The sequence below is a fragment of the Pseudomonas sp. TWRC1-2 genome, assembly GCF_049896685.1.
GTDB lineage: Bacteria > Pseudomonadota > Gammaproteobacteria > Pseudomonadales > Pseudomonadaceae > Aquipseudomonas.
On the sequence record NZ_JAFCUU010000008.1, the window covers coordinates 102835 to 119843 of the forward strand.

Annotated in this window: 1 protein-coding gene; it reads left to right on the forward strand. The window is 60.3% G+C overall.

The window, feature by feature from the left end; all coding sequences use genetic code 11:
* Positions 1 to 22: 22 nt before the first annotated feature.
* On the forward strand, positions 23 to 17005 hold the full coding sequence (locus ACP7B3_RS22320) for a hemagglutinin repeat-containing protein (protein ID WP_426180830.1): 16983 nt from the start codon (positions 23 to 25) through the stop codon (positions 17003 to 17005).
* The last annotated feature ends 4 nt before the right edge of the window (positions 17006 to 17009 follow it).

Here is a 17009-nt window from a genome sequence, read left to right on the forward strand (position 1 = left end):
CCCTCGGGCATTGAGACATGACATGGACGTTCGCCAGTTCGCCTTCCTCGCGCGCCAGCCTTCTGCTGCCGTAAAAAGCCGCTCCCACTTCCTGGGGCTGCCTAAACGTGGGTTAGCGTTGATCCTGGCCAACGCGATGTTCTGGCAGCCGCTGCTGGCCCAGGCCGACGGCATCGTGGTCAGCGCGCCGGGCACCACGCTCGGGCAAGCGGGCAATGGCGTGCCCATCGTCAACATCGCCGCGCCAAACGGCAGCGGGCTGTCGCACAACCAATTCCATGACTACAACGTCGGCGCCAACGGCGTCATTCTCAACAACGCCACCGGGCGTACGCAGTCCACTCAGCTCGGCGGCATTATTGTCGGCAACCCGAATTTCCAGGGCACTGCCGCTAACATCATCCTCAACGAAGTCAACGGCGGCAGCCCCAGCCAACTGCGTGGATACACTGAAGTGGCGGGGCAGTCGGCCCATGTGATCGTCGCCAACCCGTACGGCATCAGCTGCAACGGTTGCGGCTTTATCAACACCCCGCAAGCCACGCTGACCACTGGTAAAGCGGTGATCGAAAACGGCCAGATCAGCCGCTACCAGGTCGACCAAGGCAACGTCGCCATCGAAGGTGCCGGCTTGAACGCCAGCAACGTCGACCAGTTCGAAATCATCACCCGCGCCACCACGATCAACGCGCAGATCCAGGCGAAAAAACTTACCATCGTCGCCGGTCGCAACGACGTCGATGCGCGCACTTTGAACGCCACGGCGCGTGCGGCGGATGGCAGCCAGACGCCGGATCTGGCGATTGACTCCTCGGCGCTGGGTGGCATGTACGTGGGCGCTGTCAAGCTGATCGGCACCGAGGCCGGTGTGGGCGTGCGGCTGTCGGGTGACATGGTTGCCGGCGGCGATATTCAGATTGATGCGGCGGGCAATGTGGTGATGGGCCAGACCTCGGCAGCCGGCGCCGTAAATGTGAAGGCCGCAAGCGTGGCGGCACAGGGATCGGTCTTGGCGGGCAGTGCCTTGAATGTGCAGACCCAAGGCGCATTGATCAACCAAAAAAGCATGGTTGCGCGTGATCGCGTGCAGTTGCAAAGCGGCGGGGCGTTGACCAACAACGGCATCATCGAAGCTGGCGTTAACGCTGACCAGACACGCAACGCGCAGGGCGACATCCAAATCAGCGCCGGGCAGTTGAATAACAACGGCAAGACCCTCATTGCCAGTCGCGACCTTTCACTGAATGTCGATGGAACGCTGAGCAACCAGGGCGGCACCCTGAGTGCGAAAAACCAGCTCAAGGTCAGCGCCGCAACGTTGGATAACCAGCAACAAGGCCGCGTGCTGAGTGCTGCAAGCATTGAGCTGAAAGCCGCTCGACTGCTCAACTCTGAGGCCGGGCTGGTCGCCGGCGACCGCGGGCTGCGCGCTAACGTCGGGCAATTGATCAACCGCAAGGGCGAACTCTCCAGCCAGGCCGACGTCGCCTTGCATGTCGATGATCTGGACAACGTCGCTGGCCTGATCTCCTCGGGCCAAGCGCTGCGCTTGAGCGCCGGCGCGACCCTGAATAACCAGGCCGGTCGCCTGGCCGCTGGGCAGCACCTGCAGATCGACGCCGGGCAACTGAACAACAGTCAGTCAGCCGTCGTCAGCAGCCAGGGCAGCCTGGGGCTGAACATTGCCGGTACGCTGGATAACCAGCAGCAGGGCCGCATCGAATCCGGCACTGGCGCACAGATCAATGTCGGCACCTTCAATAACCAACAGAGCGGCGTACTCATCAGTGGTGACGCGCTTGATCTGGTTGCAGGGCCGGTCAATAACAGCCAAGGCGGCTCGATCAGCAGCGCCAAGGCTCTCAATGCCCGCGTCACCAGCCTCGACCAGCATGATCATGGGCGCCTTTACAGTAACAACGACGTCAACCTGGACCTGGGCAATGGCCACCTCGACAACCGCGACAGCGGCTTGATTAACGCGGGCGGCCAACTGACGTTCAACAACCTCAATAGCGTCGATAACCGCAGCGGTGAGATTTCCAGTACGCATGGTTTTCAACTGACCGCAAACAGCCTGGATAACCGCAGCGGCAAATTGCTCAGTGACCAAGCGCTGGGCCTGCGCATCGCGCAAACCCTGAACAACGGCGCCGGCGTTATTACCGCTAATGGCCTGGAGATTGACGTTGCCAGTTTGATCAACGATCAGAGCGGCCTTGTGCATAGCCGTGATCGGCTGAACGCTCGGGTGAGCGGCGCGCTCGTTAACCAAGGTGCACGTTTGAGCGCCGACGCCGGCGCGCAGTTGACCGTGGGGAGCCTGGACAACAGCAGCGCTGGTCAACTCTTCAGCCAGGGTGACCTGAGCCTGAACCTCAATCATGGTCACCTGAACAACCAGGGAGGCTTGATCAACTCGCCGGGGCGGTTGCTGCTGACGCAGCTGAGCAGTGTCGATAACCAAGGCGGTGAAATTTCCAGCGTGCAGGCGTTCGACCTGAACGCCGATCAACTTAACAACGGCGCCGGCAAGTTGCTCAGCGAGCAAGCGTTGAGTGTGCGCATCGCCCGTGCTCTGGACAACGCCAAAGGCTTGGTAACGGCCAAGACTCTGGAGGTTCAGGCCGGCACGCTGAACAACCAATTCGGCCGTTTCGCTGCGGTAGACGACCTCAACCTGCACGTCGATGCCGAACTGGATAACCGCGCGGGCAAGTTGCTCGGCAAGCAACTCGTATTAGGGCTTGGCGCGCTGAATAACGATCAGGGCCAGGTGCAGGCTGGATCGACGCTCGCGCTTCACACACAGGGTGCAATCAGCAATCAGGCCGGTACGTTGGCCGCCGGGCAAAGCGTGACCCTCGACAGCGCCAGTCTGGATAACCGTCGCGGCAACTTGACCAGCGACGCGTCACTGACCGCGCGCATTGCCGGGAACATGCTCAACCAGGCGGGACTCTTCAGCGCCGGTGCTGACCTGCAATTGACTGTCGCCCACCTGGACAACTCACTCAAAGGTCGGATTTCCGCCCAGCAACTGCACATTGCGGGTCAGACAGTGGACAACAGTGCGGGGGGCAGCCTGGCTGCCAAAAGCCAGCTGGGTTTGGCGCTTGGCGGTCAGTTGAATAACGCGCAGGGCTCGATCGTCAGTGATGGGCATCTCGCTATCGAAGCCACTGGTTTGGCCAACAATGATGCCACGCTGTCCAGCAGCGATGCGCTGCAGATCACTACCGGCACGTTGAGTAATCAGGGCGGGCGCGTAAGCAGCGGCACGCAGTTAGGGATGACGCTGACAGCGCTGGATAACAGCCGCGCGGGGCATATCTCCAGCCAGGCCGATGTGAGCCTGAACCTGCAAGGTGGTCACCTTAATAATCAGGGTGGCTTGATCAGCGCGCCTGGGCAGTTGCTGCTCAAGCAACTCGGCAGCGTGGATAACCAGGGCGGTGAAATTTCCAGTGCGCACGCCTTTGAGCTGGCGGCAACGGCCCTGAACACCTCGGGCGGCAAGCTGCTCAGCGAGCAAGCCCTGGTCTTGCGTATCGCCCAGGCACTGGACAACACCCGCGGCCTGATTGCCGCCGCCGCCGTGCAAGTCAACAGCGCCAGCCTGGACAACCAGGGCGGCAAATTGAGCGCTGTCACTGACTTGAACCTCAGCATCGAGGGCGTGCTGGGTAACCGCCATGGTGAACTGCTTGGCCAGCGCTCGACGGTCAACGTGGCAGCACTGGATAACACTCAGGGTCGTCTCCAGGGCGACAACCAGTTGACCTTGACCGGCCAGGGCGCCATCACCAACACCCAAGGTACCTTGGCTGCCGGGCAGGTGTTGACGGTGAATGCCGCCAGCCTCGATAACAGCGCCGGCAAGCTCACCAGCGAAGGCGCCTTGACGGTGCAGGTCTCGGCCAACGTGCTCAACCAGGACGGGCTGTTTGCGGCCGGCGACGGTGTGCAGCTCAATGCCGCCAGCCTGGACAACCAGGCCAAAGGCCGCATCACCAGCAAAGGTGATGCGCAGCTGCGTGTGGGCAAACTGGATAACCGCGAGGGCAGCATTACTTCGGTTGGCCAACTGCAGGTCCAGGGCGACGCGTTGGATAACCGCCAGGGCGGGTTGCTCAATTCGGGCAAGGCCATGAACGTGACCGTCGGTAAGGTCGACAATCGTGGCGGTGAAGTGTCCAGCGTGACCGAGTTGACGTTGGCAGGGCATGACCTGGACAACAGTAACGGCGGTCGTGTGCTGGCTAACGGCGCACTCCAACTGACGCTCGACAGGCTGAACAACCAGCTTAAGGGCCTGATTTCAGGGCAACAGGACGTCAGCCTCAAAGCCGGCAACCTGGACAACAGCGCTCAAGGCAATCTCTACGCCAAGTACAACCTTGACCTGAACCTGGCCGAGCACGCCGACAACACCCAAGGCGTGATCCGCAGCGATGCTGGGTTGCAACTGCGCAATGCCAGCCTGGGCAACAGCGGTGGGCGTATCAGCAGCGGCGGGGCGCTGGTGCTGAGCACCCAGGGTGCGATCACTAACCAGAATGGTGAAGTGCTCAGCGCCGGCACCGCGACCGTGAACGGCGCCAGTGTGGACAACAGCCAAGGGCACATCATCGCTGACGGCGCATTGCAACTCACAACGGGTGTGCTGCTCAACCAGCACCAAGGCCGTGTCACCAGCGCCGATCGCCTCAACCTCAAAGCGACCAGCGTCGACAACCGTTTCGAAGGCCGTATCGCCAGTGGCCAGGCGCTCGACGCCAGTGTGACCAGCCTCGACCAACGCGGTGGCGGCGAGCTTTACAGCAACAGTGAACTGACTCTGGACATGCAGCATGGGCTGTTGAACAACGCCGATGGCTTTATCAATGCACCGGGGATGTTGCTGCTCAAGAACCTCAAAGACGTCGACAACCGCAACGGTGAGGTCTCGAGCACACACGCCTTCACCTTGACCGCCGACACCTTGGATAACAGCGGCGGCAACCTGCTCAGCGACCAGGCATTGACCCTTAAAGTCGAACACGCCCTGCTCAACGTCAAAGGCTTGATTTCAGCGGCTGGAGTTGGGCTTGAAGCCTTGCGCCTGGATAACCGCGAAGGCAGCGTCAGCAGCACCTTGGACACCCGCGTGGCCGTCCAGCAAGATCTGCTGAACGACCAGGGCGAGATCGTCAGCGCAGGGCACACCCAGCTGGATGCAGCCAGCTTGAGCAACACCAAGGGGCAAGTGCTTGGTGATGTGAGCCTGGGCCTCAAGGTCAAGGGCGCAGTGAACAACCAGGGCGGCACAGTGGGCGCCGGCACGTTGTTGGATGTGTACGCCGCCAGCCTGGATAACCGCCAGGGCGGGCAACTGGTCAGCAACGGTCAACTGAACGCAACCGTTGACGGGTTACTGGACAACCAGGCCAAGGGCCGGGTGTTGGCCAAGGGCACCATGGAACTGCACACCGGCCAGCTGGACAACCGCGAAGGGCGGCTGATCGGCCAGGACCTGCTGACGTTGCACAGCGCTAATGTCGACAACCGCAGCGGCGTGGTCCTCGCGCAAAAAGACCTGCAACTCAATGTGGCTGAGTTGGACAACCAGAAAGGTTTGCTCAGCGGCAAGGCGGCCTTGGTGTACGCCGGGCAACAGTTGCGTAACCAGAACGGCCTGATCAGTGCCGTAGGGCCGCTGCGGCTGACCGCCGCTAACGTGCAAAACGCGGCGGGCCGTATCGCCAGCCAGAACGACCTGCAGGCCACTGTTGGCGTGCTGGCTCAACAAGGCGGTGAGTTGGTTGCCCTGGGTGAGCTGAATTTGAGCGGTACCTCGCTGGACAATCGCAACGGAGGCTTGGTAGGCGCTACAAAAGCGCTGAAACTGACGGTCGACGCCATTGATAACCGCGCCGGCGAAATTTCCAGCCAGAGCAGCATCGACTTCAAGGGCCAGCGCCTGGATAACAGCGGCGGCAAACTGGTCGCCGGTACGGCGCTGGAGCTGGCCGTGGCCCAGGTGATTAACCAGGCCCAAGGGCTGGTGTTTGCCCGCGATAACCACTTCAACGGCGCGCGGCTGGACAACAGCCATGGCACCTTCTCAGGCCAGCAATCCCTGAACATTGCGCTGGCAGCCATTCCCGGCACCGAACTGAACGGGCAGTTGGACAACCAGCAGGGCCAGATCAGCAGCGAAGGCACGCTGCAACTGACCAGCACCAACCTCAACAACACAGGCGGCGCAGTGTCTTCGGCCGCTGCGCTGACGCTGGAGGTCGGCGGCGCTGTCGCCAACGAAGGCGGCATTCTGGAAACCGATGCCAGCCTCAACCTCACCAGTGCCAGCCTCGACAACGGCCCCAAAGGCCTGCTCAACAGTCGCGGCGCGCTGACGCTGACCACCGGCGCCTTGAACAATAGTGGCCGTATCACCAGTGCCGACCGCCTGGACGTCTCGGCCGCCCAACTGAACAACAGCGGGCGTATCGCCAGTGACAACAACCTCACGGCCACAGTGACCGGGCTGGACCAGCAGGGTGGCGAACTGTTCAGCAAAACCCGGCTCGACCTTGACCTCAATCATGGCCAGTTGACCAACGTCGCCGGACTGATCAATAGCCCGCTGTTGATGCTCAAAAACCTGGCGGATGTAAACAACAGCCAGCTCGGCGAGATTTCCAGCCAACAAGCGTTCACCCTGGCGGCTCGCAACCTGAATAACGCCACCGGCAAGCTGATCAGCAATCAGGGCCTCACGCTGCAGGTGAAAGAGGCGTTAGGCAACGCCCACGGGACCATCAGCGCAGCCTCGATCAACGCGCGTGCCGCCAGCCTGGACAACAGCGATGGCCTGCTCAGCAGCCACGGGGCAATGGACGTCGCCGCCGACCAGTTGATCAACAACCAGCGCGGTACGCTGATCGCCGACGGCGCGTTGCTGCTGTCTTCCGCGCGGCTCGACAACCGTGCCGGTGATGTGACGGGCAAGGCCGCGGTAACGGCCACGATTGACCAAGTCGATAACCGTGGCGGTCAACTTATCAGCACCACCGAGCTGGCGTTGCAGGGCACGGCCCTGGACAACCGCAAAGGCCTGGCAGGCGCCGAAAAAGCGCTGAAACTGCAGGTCGGCAATGTCGATAACCGTGGCGGCGAGCTGTCCACGAATGGCGACCTGGGCTTCACCGGACAAACCCTGGATAACAGCGACAGCGGTCGTGTGCTGGCCGGGCAAGCCTTGAGCCTGACCGTGGCGAAACTGCTCAACCGCAACGACGGCCAGCTCAATGCCCAGCGGCTGATGCTCACGGCGCAGGACCTGGACAACAGCAACGGCAAGTTGCTTGCCCAGCAACTTTTGCAACTGGAACTCAACGGCGAGCTCAATAACAGCCAGGGCGTGCTCAGCAGTGAAGGGCGCCTGAATGTCAATGCCGCCAACCTGATCAACCGCCAAGGCCGTATTTCCAGCGCTCAAGCGTTGGAGCTGGACCTGGCAGGCGCGGTGGATAACCAAGACGGCCAGTTGGTGACCGACAGTACGTTGCAGCTGCGCAGCGCCAGCCTGGACAACCAGAAAGGTGTGGTCAGTGGCAAAGGGGCGGTCTCGGTAACTACCGGTGCGCTGGACAATACCAACGCTCGCCTCAACAGCGGCGACACCTTGAACCTGAAGGCTGGCCTGTTGAACAACGCCGCTGGCAGCATCGGCAGTGCCCAGGCCCTGACGGCCAGCGTCGATGGCCTTGACCAGCAGGGCGGCAAGCTGTTCAGCAATACACGCCTGACACTGGACCTGAACAACGGGCAGTTGAACAACCAGCAAGGCCTGATCAACGCGAACGGGCCGCTGGTGCTCAGTCGTCTCAATGGCGTGAACAACCAAGGCGGTGAAATCTCCAGCGGCCAGGCGTTCGACCTGCTGGCGCGCAACCTGGACAACAGCCATGGCCGGCTGCTCAGTAACCAAGGCCTGGCTTTGCGTATCGACCAGGTACTCACCAACGTCAAGGGGTTGGTTGCAGGTGCGAGCCTGAGTGCCAATGCAGCCTCTGTTGATAACAGCGGCGGTACGCTCACCAGCCGTGGCGACCTCGAATTGACCAGCACCGGTCTGCTGAATAACCAGCAACAAGGCCTGATCAACGCCGCACAAACACTGACGGTGAACAGCGGCGACCTCAATAACCAGGGCGGCAGCTTGCTCGGCACCCGCGCCTTGACGCTCAATGCCCAGACCCTGGACAACAGCGCCAAAGGCCTGATCAACAGCCAGGGCAGCCTTGTGCTGAATGCCCAGGCGCTGGACGCCAGCGACGGTGGCGAGGTGTCGGCCAAGGGCGATATCGACCTCAATCTCAGCGCATTGGCGCTGCGCGACGGCAGGCTGATCAGTGATCAGCGCCTGACCGTGGACCTGGCCAATGGTGACCTGGACAACCGTCAAGGCCTGATCCTCGCCAAGGGACCTTTGACCTTGAAGCGTCTGCGCGACGCGCAAAACCAGGGCGGCGAGATCTCCAGCCAAAGTGCCCTGAGCCTGAGCGGGCGTAGCCTGGACAACAGCGCCGGCACACTCATCAGCCAACAAGTACTGAGCCTGAATGCCGACGCTGTGGTCAATCGCGCTGGCCTGATATCGGGTTGGCAGGGGCTGAATATTGCCGGCGCCAGCCTGGACAACCGCGCTGGCGGCACGCTCTCCAGCCGCAACGGCGACCTCGACCTGCGCCTCAGTGGTGGCTTGCTCAACAGCGGCGCAGGCGTACTGGTCAGCCAGGGACGCGTGGGTGTCAGCGCGGCCAGCCTGGACAACAGTGACAAAGGCATTATTTCCAGCGGTGCGCAGCAGACTCTGAGTGTGATTGGCCTGCTGAGCAACGCCCAAGGCGGCTTGATCGACAGCGGCTCAACACTGGACCTGAGCGCGGCCAACCTCGACAACAGCGCCGGCAGTATCACGGCAATGCGCAACCTGAACGTATTAGGTGGCAACCTGATCAACACCGGCGGCTCGCTGATGGGCAACGACCACCTGGTGCTCGACCTGCAAGGTAACCTGGGCAACGTCAACGGCAAGATCGCCGGCACCGGGGCGCTGGTGCTCAAGCAGGCTATCGAGGTGGATAACCGTGGCGGCCAACTCGCCAGCCAAGGGCGCCTGTCACTGGCCATGGGTGGCCTGAACAACAGCCAAGGCGGCACGGTCGCCGCCAAAGGCCCACTGGCGATTGATGCCAGCGCTATGGTGCAAAACAACGCCGATGGTTTGATTTACAGCCAAGAGGGCGACCTGCAGATCAAAGCCTTCGGCCTGAGCAACGCGCAAGGCAAGCTGCAGGGGCAAAACGGGTTGCGTGTCGAGGTCAATGGCGACCTCGATAACCAGGGCGGCCACCTCATCAGCCAGACCGGTGACGTGCAGCTCAAAGCCGGTAATTTCGACAACCGTGGTGGTGTGCTTGCTGCCCTTGAGGGTGATATCGACGCTGGCGTGGTCGGTGTGATGCGTAATGGTTATGACCAGAGCAGCAGCCGCAAGGGCGGTTTGATCCAGGGTGAGCGTCTTCTGCTCACTGCTGGCCAGCTCGACAATCAGGGCGGCCACATTGCGGCGCAGTCGGGTGACGCGCTGCTGACCCTCGCCACCCTGAATAACCAGCAAGGCGCGCTGTATGCCAAGGGCCTGATGCGGGTCCAGGGTGACAACCTCGACAACAGCAACGGGCAGATCGCCGGCGACCAGATAGCACTGGGCCTCACAGGCCAACTGACTAACCAGAATGGCCTGATCGAAAGCACCAACGCCCTGACGGTGGCGGCCAATGCCATCGACAACCAGGGCGGCAAGCTACGCGCGCTGGGCCGCACGGGTGCCACGCAATTCCAGATCGGCAGCCTGTTCGATAACCGCAACGGCGCCGTAGAAACCGCCAACCAGGACCTGATCCTGGCCGCTGCCAGCTTCCAGAACAGCGGCGGGCAATTGCTGCACATGGGTGAGGGCAATTTCGATATTTCCCTGCCCAATGTCACCGGTGCCGGCGGCACCATCGTCACCCGTGGCGGCCTGACCTTGAACGCGGATACCTGGACCAACACCAGCGTCATCCAGGCAGGGCGTTTGAACGTCAATGTCAATAAATTTACCCAGACCGAAACCGGGCAGCTATTGGCCTCCACGCACTTGGAAGGCAAGGGCGGCAGCTGGGTCAATAACGGGTTGATTGCCAGTGACGGCAGCTTGAAGCTCGATTTGGCGGGCGCTTACTCGGGCAATGGCAAAGTCACCAGCCAAGGCACCCTCAACCTGCACGCGGGCCAGTTGGACCTGAGTAACAGCGCGAAGATAACCAGCGGCGGCGATGCGGTGATCAACGTTGATGGCCAGCTCAATAACCGTGGGCGCCTGACCTCTGCGGCCACTCTCAACCTCGCGGCAGGTGGCCTGAACAACTACGGGACCCTGGGCGCAGCGCAAAAGGTAACGCTGACCAGCGCGACCCTGCTCAACGATCATGGCTTGCTGTTCAGCGGCAACGACATGGCGATGTACAGCGACTCGATCACCAATCAATACGGCGACATCTACAGCCTTGGGCGCCTGGACGTTGCCGGCCGTGACGGCGTGAGCAAAGCCGCCCGCCTGGAGAACGTCTCCGGCAGCATCCAGTCCAGCGGAGATATGTCGCTGAAGGTGTCCAACCTGACTAACCGTCGGGATGTGTTCCAGACCAAAGAAATCCCGGGCAGTGGCGGCTCGCTCGGCACCATTTGCTGGGACTGCAGTGGTGGCAGTTTTGTCGTCGACTTCGTCGGCACCGAGAATTATCAAAGTGAGCTGCTGAACACCTCGGCTGCCTCGACTATCCAGTCGAACGGGCGAATGGACATCGCCGCAAACAACGTGCTCAACGAATACAGCACCCTGGCTGCCGGCACGGACATGAATATCACGGCGGACACACTCACCAACAAAGGTGCGACGTCCGGCTCCGGCACGCGCACCCGTACCTGGAGGTTGACCGCGTCCAACGGTACTTACTGGCGTTTCAAACGCAGCGTCGTAGACCCGTACAACGCGCAGGGCGGCCCTAAAAGCTTGCCGGTCGGTGCGTTGTCGGCGTTCCCACTGGTTGCCGACACCCTGGTATCGACCGCCGGGGCGTCACTGGCGCCGGCGATCATCCAGGCCGGTGGTGCGGTGAACATCACCGCCACCAAGACCTTGATCAACAGCAGTGAGACACCGTTCACAGCCTTGACCGAACGCGCCGCGCGCCACGAAGACACCGCTATCAGCACCGGACCGGTAACGGTGGTGGTGCAACTCGCTGCGCAACTGCCGCCTGACCTTGCCAAACAGCAAGTCAACCCGCTGACACTGCGTGAGTTCAGCCTGCCGACCGGTACCCACGGCCTGTTCCACCTCAGTACCCAAGCGGTCGACGGCACCCAGGCGGTACAGGCCAACACGGGCCCGCAAAGCTGGACCATGGGCGGCGCCAGCCTCGGCCTGGCGCAATGCAAGGACGCGCAACCAGCACCGACGACGCGTACCTTCGATTTGACCCAAGTCGATCAACAGAGCGCCGCGACTCGCCAATTGGGCTCGACAGCACGCCAGGTCAGTGGCGTCACCGCCAGCGCCACGGCGTTTGACGTCTCTGCGGCCACCGATGTGGACAACGGCGGCGTCTGGACGCCTGGCCAGATCACTACCGGTGAGATCGCCCGTGGGGATGGCATCAACAGCCAAAATCCGTCCGCAGGTTCGACCCTGCCTACGGTCAAGGTCAGCGGGCCTGGCGACCAGCCAAACCTGGCGCTGACTGAGCGCGATACGCGCATACAGGTCACTACACCCGGCGACCTCGCGCGCCCCACAGTGAACATTCCCGGTGTCACCCCGGTGATGCCAGGCATCCAGCCGGTAGCCGGCACGCCCAATACACAAAGCCAAGGCAATCGCCCAACGCAAGTAGCCACGGTGGTCGCTAAACCACTCGACGCAGGCGCGCAAACCACCTCGGTCGCCAGCCAGACCGTCAGCCGTGTACAAGGCTTTACGCCTACCGGGCCGGTGTCCCAACCGCACAAATACCTGGTCGAAACCAACCCGGTGCTCACCGACCTGAAACAGTTCATGAGCTCCGACTACCTGCTGGCGGGCCTGGGTTACAACCCGGATGAAAGTGCCAAACGCCTGGGCGACGGGCTTTATGAGCAACACTTGATCCAGCAAGCCGTGCAAGCGCGTACGGGACAGCGTTTTATCGACGGCCAGAACACCGACGAAAAACTGTTCAAGTACTTGATGGATAACGCCATCAGCAGTAAGCAACAGCTGAACCTGGCCGTGGGCGTGTCGTTGACCTCGCAGCAGGTTGCCGCCCTGACGCACGACATCGTCTGGCTCGAAGAGCATTCAGTGAACGGTGAGAAAGTGTTGGTGCCGGTGCTTTACATGGCCCAGGCCGACAACCGTCTTGCGCCGAACGGTGCCCTGATCGCCGGTAACGACCTGAACCTGATCGCCGGGGAAAACCTGGAGAACGCCGGCACCCTGCGCGCTACCAACAACCTTTCAGCCAAAGCCGGCAACGACCTGACCAACAGCGGCGTGATCGAAGCCGGTAATCGTCTGGACCTGCTGGCCGGCAACAACATCGTCAATAAGTCTGGTGGCATCATTGCCGGGCGCGACGTCACGCTCACGGCCCTCAAGGGTGATGTGATCAACGAGCGCGCCGTGACCAGCACAGGTGGCGGTACCGCGACGCGTCGCGACTACCTCGACAGCGTGTCACGCATCGAGGCCGCGAATGACCTGACCCTGAATGCCGGGCGCGACGTGGCCAACACCGGTGGTGTGTTGCAAAGCGGGCGCGACACCCTCATCACCGCCGGGCGCGATGTTCATATTGATGCGGTTGAGCAGCGCGATGGCTTCAACATGGGCAGCCGCCTGCGCACCGAAACCGTGACACAAAACGGTGCCAGCGTAGAAGCCGGCCGTGACCTGACAGTCTCGGCAGGCCGCGACTTCAGCGCCATCGCCAGCCGCATCGACGCCAAGCGCGACCTGAGCATTACGGCCACCGAAAACCTCAGCGTTTCCTCGGCTGCCGATGAGCAGCATTCCTCCAGCAAGTCCAAGAAAGTCACACAGTCCAAAGACCACATCAGCCAAGTCTCCAGCGTGCTGACCGCCGGCGGCGACGTGTCGTTGAATGCCGGCAAGGACCTGGAACTGACCGCCAGCCGAATTGCCGGTGGCGGCAACGTCGCCCTCGAGGCACAGCGCGATGTGAGCATCCTCTCAGCACTCGACGAAGACGCTTCGTTCTACTCGAAAAAGAGCAAAGGCTCGTTCGGTCGCAGCAAAAGCGAACAACGTGAAAGCTACGACAGCACCAACGTCGTCTCCGTCGTCGAAGCCGGCAAAGACCTGACCATCAACGCCAGCAAAAAAGCCGACGGCGGCATGAACATCGAAGGCGGGCGCGACGTCACCGTGATCGGCAGCCAATTGAAAGCCGGCGGCGACATGCTGCTGGGTGCCACGGGCGATATCGCGGTGCTGTCGGGTGTCGAGGAGCACGGTTCCTACAGCAAGAAGACCAAGTCCGGGTTCCTCGGGCTTTCGAAAAGCGGCAAGAGCCAGCTGAAAACCACCGCCAGCCAGGTCGGCAGCGAGTTGGAGGCCGGCAATGACGTGGTGGTGGCTGCGGGTAATGACGTGCGGTTGCGGGCGAGTGAGATCAGTGCTGAGAACGACACTGAACTGCGCGCCGGGCTGGTGAACAGCACCGGCGACATTAACCTGGTTTCTGCGAATGACACGGCGTACAGCCGCAGCGAGGAATACAAAAAGAAATTTGGCTATGTGGAGAGGCCAACGTCGGTGGCGATCTCTTCGGCGAAGAAGGCCGGGCGTGAAGCGCAGAGCAGCACGAGCGTAAGCAGCCAGGTCAATGCTGACCGCGATGCTACCTTGCAGGCTGAACGTGACATCAACCTGGTGGGCAGCGGCATCAGTGCCGGGCGCAACGTCAGCCTGGACGCCGGGCGTGACGTCAACGTGGTCGCCGCTCAGAACTCCAGCAGCGAACGCAGTTGGGAGAAGAAAAAACAGACGGGCTCAAGTATCTCCAGCAATGGCAATGGCTTCAGTGTTTTTGCAGGCACCGAAGGCTCCACGAAAAAAGATCGCCTGGAACGCGAGACCGCTGCGGGCAGCCAGATCAGTGCAGGCCAGGACGTCGCGATCAACGCCAAGCGCGATATTAACCAGCGAGGTTCCGACCTCAATGCGGTTAATGATATCGACCTGACGGCCGGGAGAAATATCAACATCGACGCTGCCCGTGAAAGCCTGCTCCAAGAGCAACTGCGACAGAAAGAGAGCAATGGGCTGGGTGCTTCAATCAACCACAACTACGCCAATACCAAGGACGCGGTGAGCGGAGCGGGCAAGGGCGAGGACAATGTCAGCAAGGGCTCTAGCACGCTGAAGGCCGTAGATTCGGTGAGCCAGTTCGTCAGCGGGCCGACGGGTGATGCCAAGTTCGGTAATAGCAAACAGAGCAACAGCCAACAAGTTGTCGAGCAGACCAACAGGTCCTCGACACTCAATGCCGGCAAAGATCTCAACCTTAACGCCGGCAACGACGTCGTGGTGAAGGGTAGCCAATTGGACGCCGGTCGCGACATCAATATTAAAGGGCGCGACGTGACCCTTGATATCGCCAAAGGCAGCGTCAGTGAGGAAACCACCAACACCCAGAGTTGGGGCGGTATTCATGGCGGCACCAGTGGCGGGATCAAGGTCGGTGTCGGTGGCAGTTATGGCACCGCCACGGGCGACAGTGCCCAGGGCACCTCTACGCCTACGCAACTTGATGCTGGTCGCGATATCAACCTCAAGGCAAGTAATGACCTCAACCTGATTGGTACACAGGCCAAGGCGCAACGAGATATTGAGCTGAATGCCGGCAAGGATTTGAATATCCGTTCGGCGCATAACGACAGCACCAGCGAAAACAATCGCCACAGTGGCGGCGGGGAGGCGGGTCTTACCTTTGGCTCCGATGGCATCGGCGTTTATGTCAGTGTGAGTTTGGGCAAAGGCAACCTGGAACGAGAAGGCCAACGTCAACAAGAGGCATATCTATACGCAGGCGACCGCCTGGGGTTCAACAGCGGTAAGGACACCAACATCGGCGGTGCCAACCTACGGGGTGATGAGGTGGTAGGCCGCGTCGGCGGCAACCTCAACGTTTCATCGGTGGCCGATACCGGCAAGGTCAAGGGCAAAGAATTTGACATTAGCGTTACGGCTACCATCGGCCCGGGAGCGGGTGTCAGCGGTTCGGTCGGCTATGGCCAAACCACCGGCAAGACTGACTGGGTTGAAGAACAAACCAGCATCACCGGCAAAAACAAAGTTGATATCCGTACCGAGAACCATACCCAGGTCGACGGTGCTGTCATCGCAGCTGATAACGGCAACCTTAAACTGGACACCGGTACGCTCGGCTTCAGCGATATCGCCGGGCAGGATAAAGAGCACGGTTACTACCTCAACGTAGGCGGGACCTACAAAGCCGGTAGCAATGACAGCAAAGGCAGCACCGTACAAGACAGTAGCCAGACGGGCAAAGGCAAGGAAGGTAAGACCGGTTGGAGCGTTGAGGGTTGGAACTACGAAAAAGAACGCGAGCAGATTGTGCGTGCAACTGTTGGGACCGGTGAGATCGTTGTACGCGAGGATGCCGAAACAGGTGCTGACTCCACGACCAGTTTGAACCGCGACGTGGGCAAAGCCTATGAAATCACTAAGGATGAAGAGAAACGCACCGATCTGTATGCGAGCAGTTCCTCGATTGATGCGGTGATGGACCCCGAGAAAACTGCTAAAGACTTGGTTAAGGACGTTGTTAATTTCGGCGAAAATCAAAAGAAGAAGATTCAGGAAGTCGCAAGCGCGCTCGACCAGATCAAGGGAGAAATCCAAGCTCAACGTGTAAGTATCAATGATATCTCGGCGAAGACCCGCAAAACATTTGGGGATGAGCAAGCGCTAACCATTGCGAAAAATTTAGCCCGCAAAGGCCTTGACCCTAATGCGCTAGAAACGCTTCCACCGGAAGTGATTAGCGCATTGACTACCTTTTCGCAAAATGCAGAGATTTACGATAAGAAAATTAAAAGTTGTATTGATGATGGCAGTTGTCCATTCGCCTCTTCGGCTGAGCAAAAAGCTGGGCAGCCACTGGAACTGGCGGCGACGAACATAGATAATTTACCGCGTAACGGCGGTGAGGCAGCGCTTAATGGCATCGTTGATATTGTTAAGATTTCTCAAGCGCTCCCAATAGAGCAGTTCCAAGCTGCGATGCTCAGCGTACAAGCTATGATGGGGCCTTTAAAGTTTGTAGTGAGCGCTGTTGCGAATGCTGTCGTCAAGGAAGTAGCCGGTGAAAAATATCAGGAGTATAAAGAGTCGGCCGCTATTGAGTTGGCAGCAAAGCTGACAGATCGAAAAGTTGAGTTTATGCGGGAGATCCATGAGGAGGCTAAAGCTGATGCTAATAGTGTTCTGAATGGCGATGAATACGTTGTTGCAACGGAGTTCCTGATTGATGCCGTCCTGGGCGAGGTCAAGTCCCTAGGGATGAAGGCCGGCAGTAAAATCTTTGCTAATGATTCGAAAGGCCCGCTGCTGCCTGACAGTTACTGGAAGAACAAAGAAGCGCCCACTCAGGTTACCCCGGGGACTACGCGGGTGGTGGACATCAAACCGAGCAGCCGTAAAAAAGATGAGTTTTATGAGCGGACCACGCATTATGATGAGTATGGGCGTAGCAAAGGTCAGACCCATATGACCGATCATGGGCAACCTGACGTGCATCCTAATCCCCACCATCATGTGCGAGATGTGGAGCGAAATCAAAATGTCAAAGGTGCCAGGCCTGGCGTGCATCCAGATTACTAGGAGG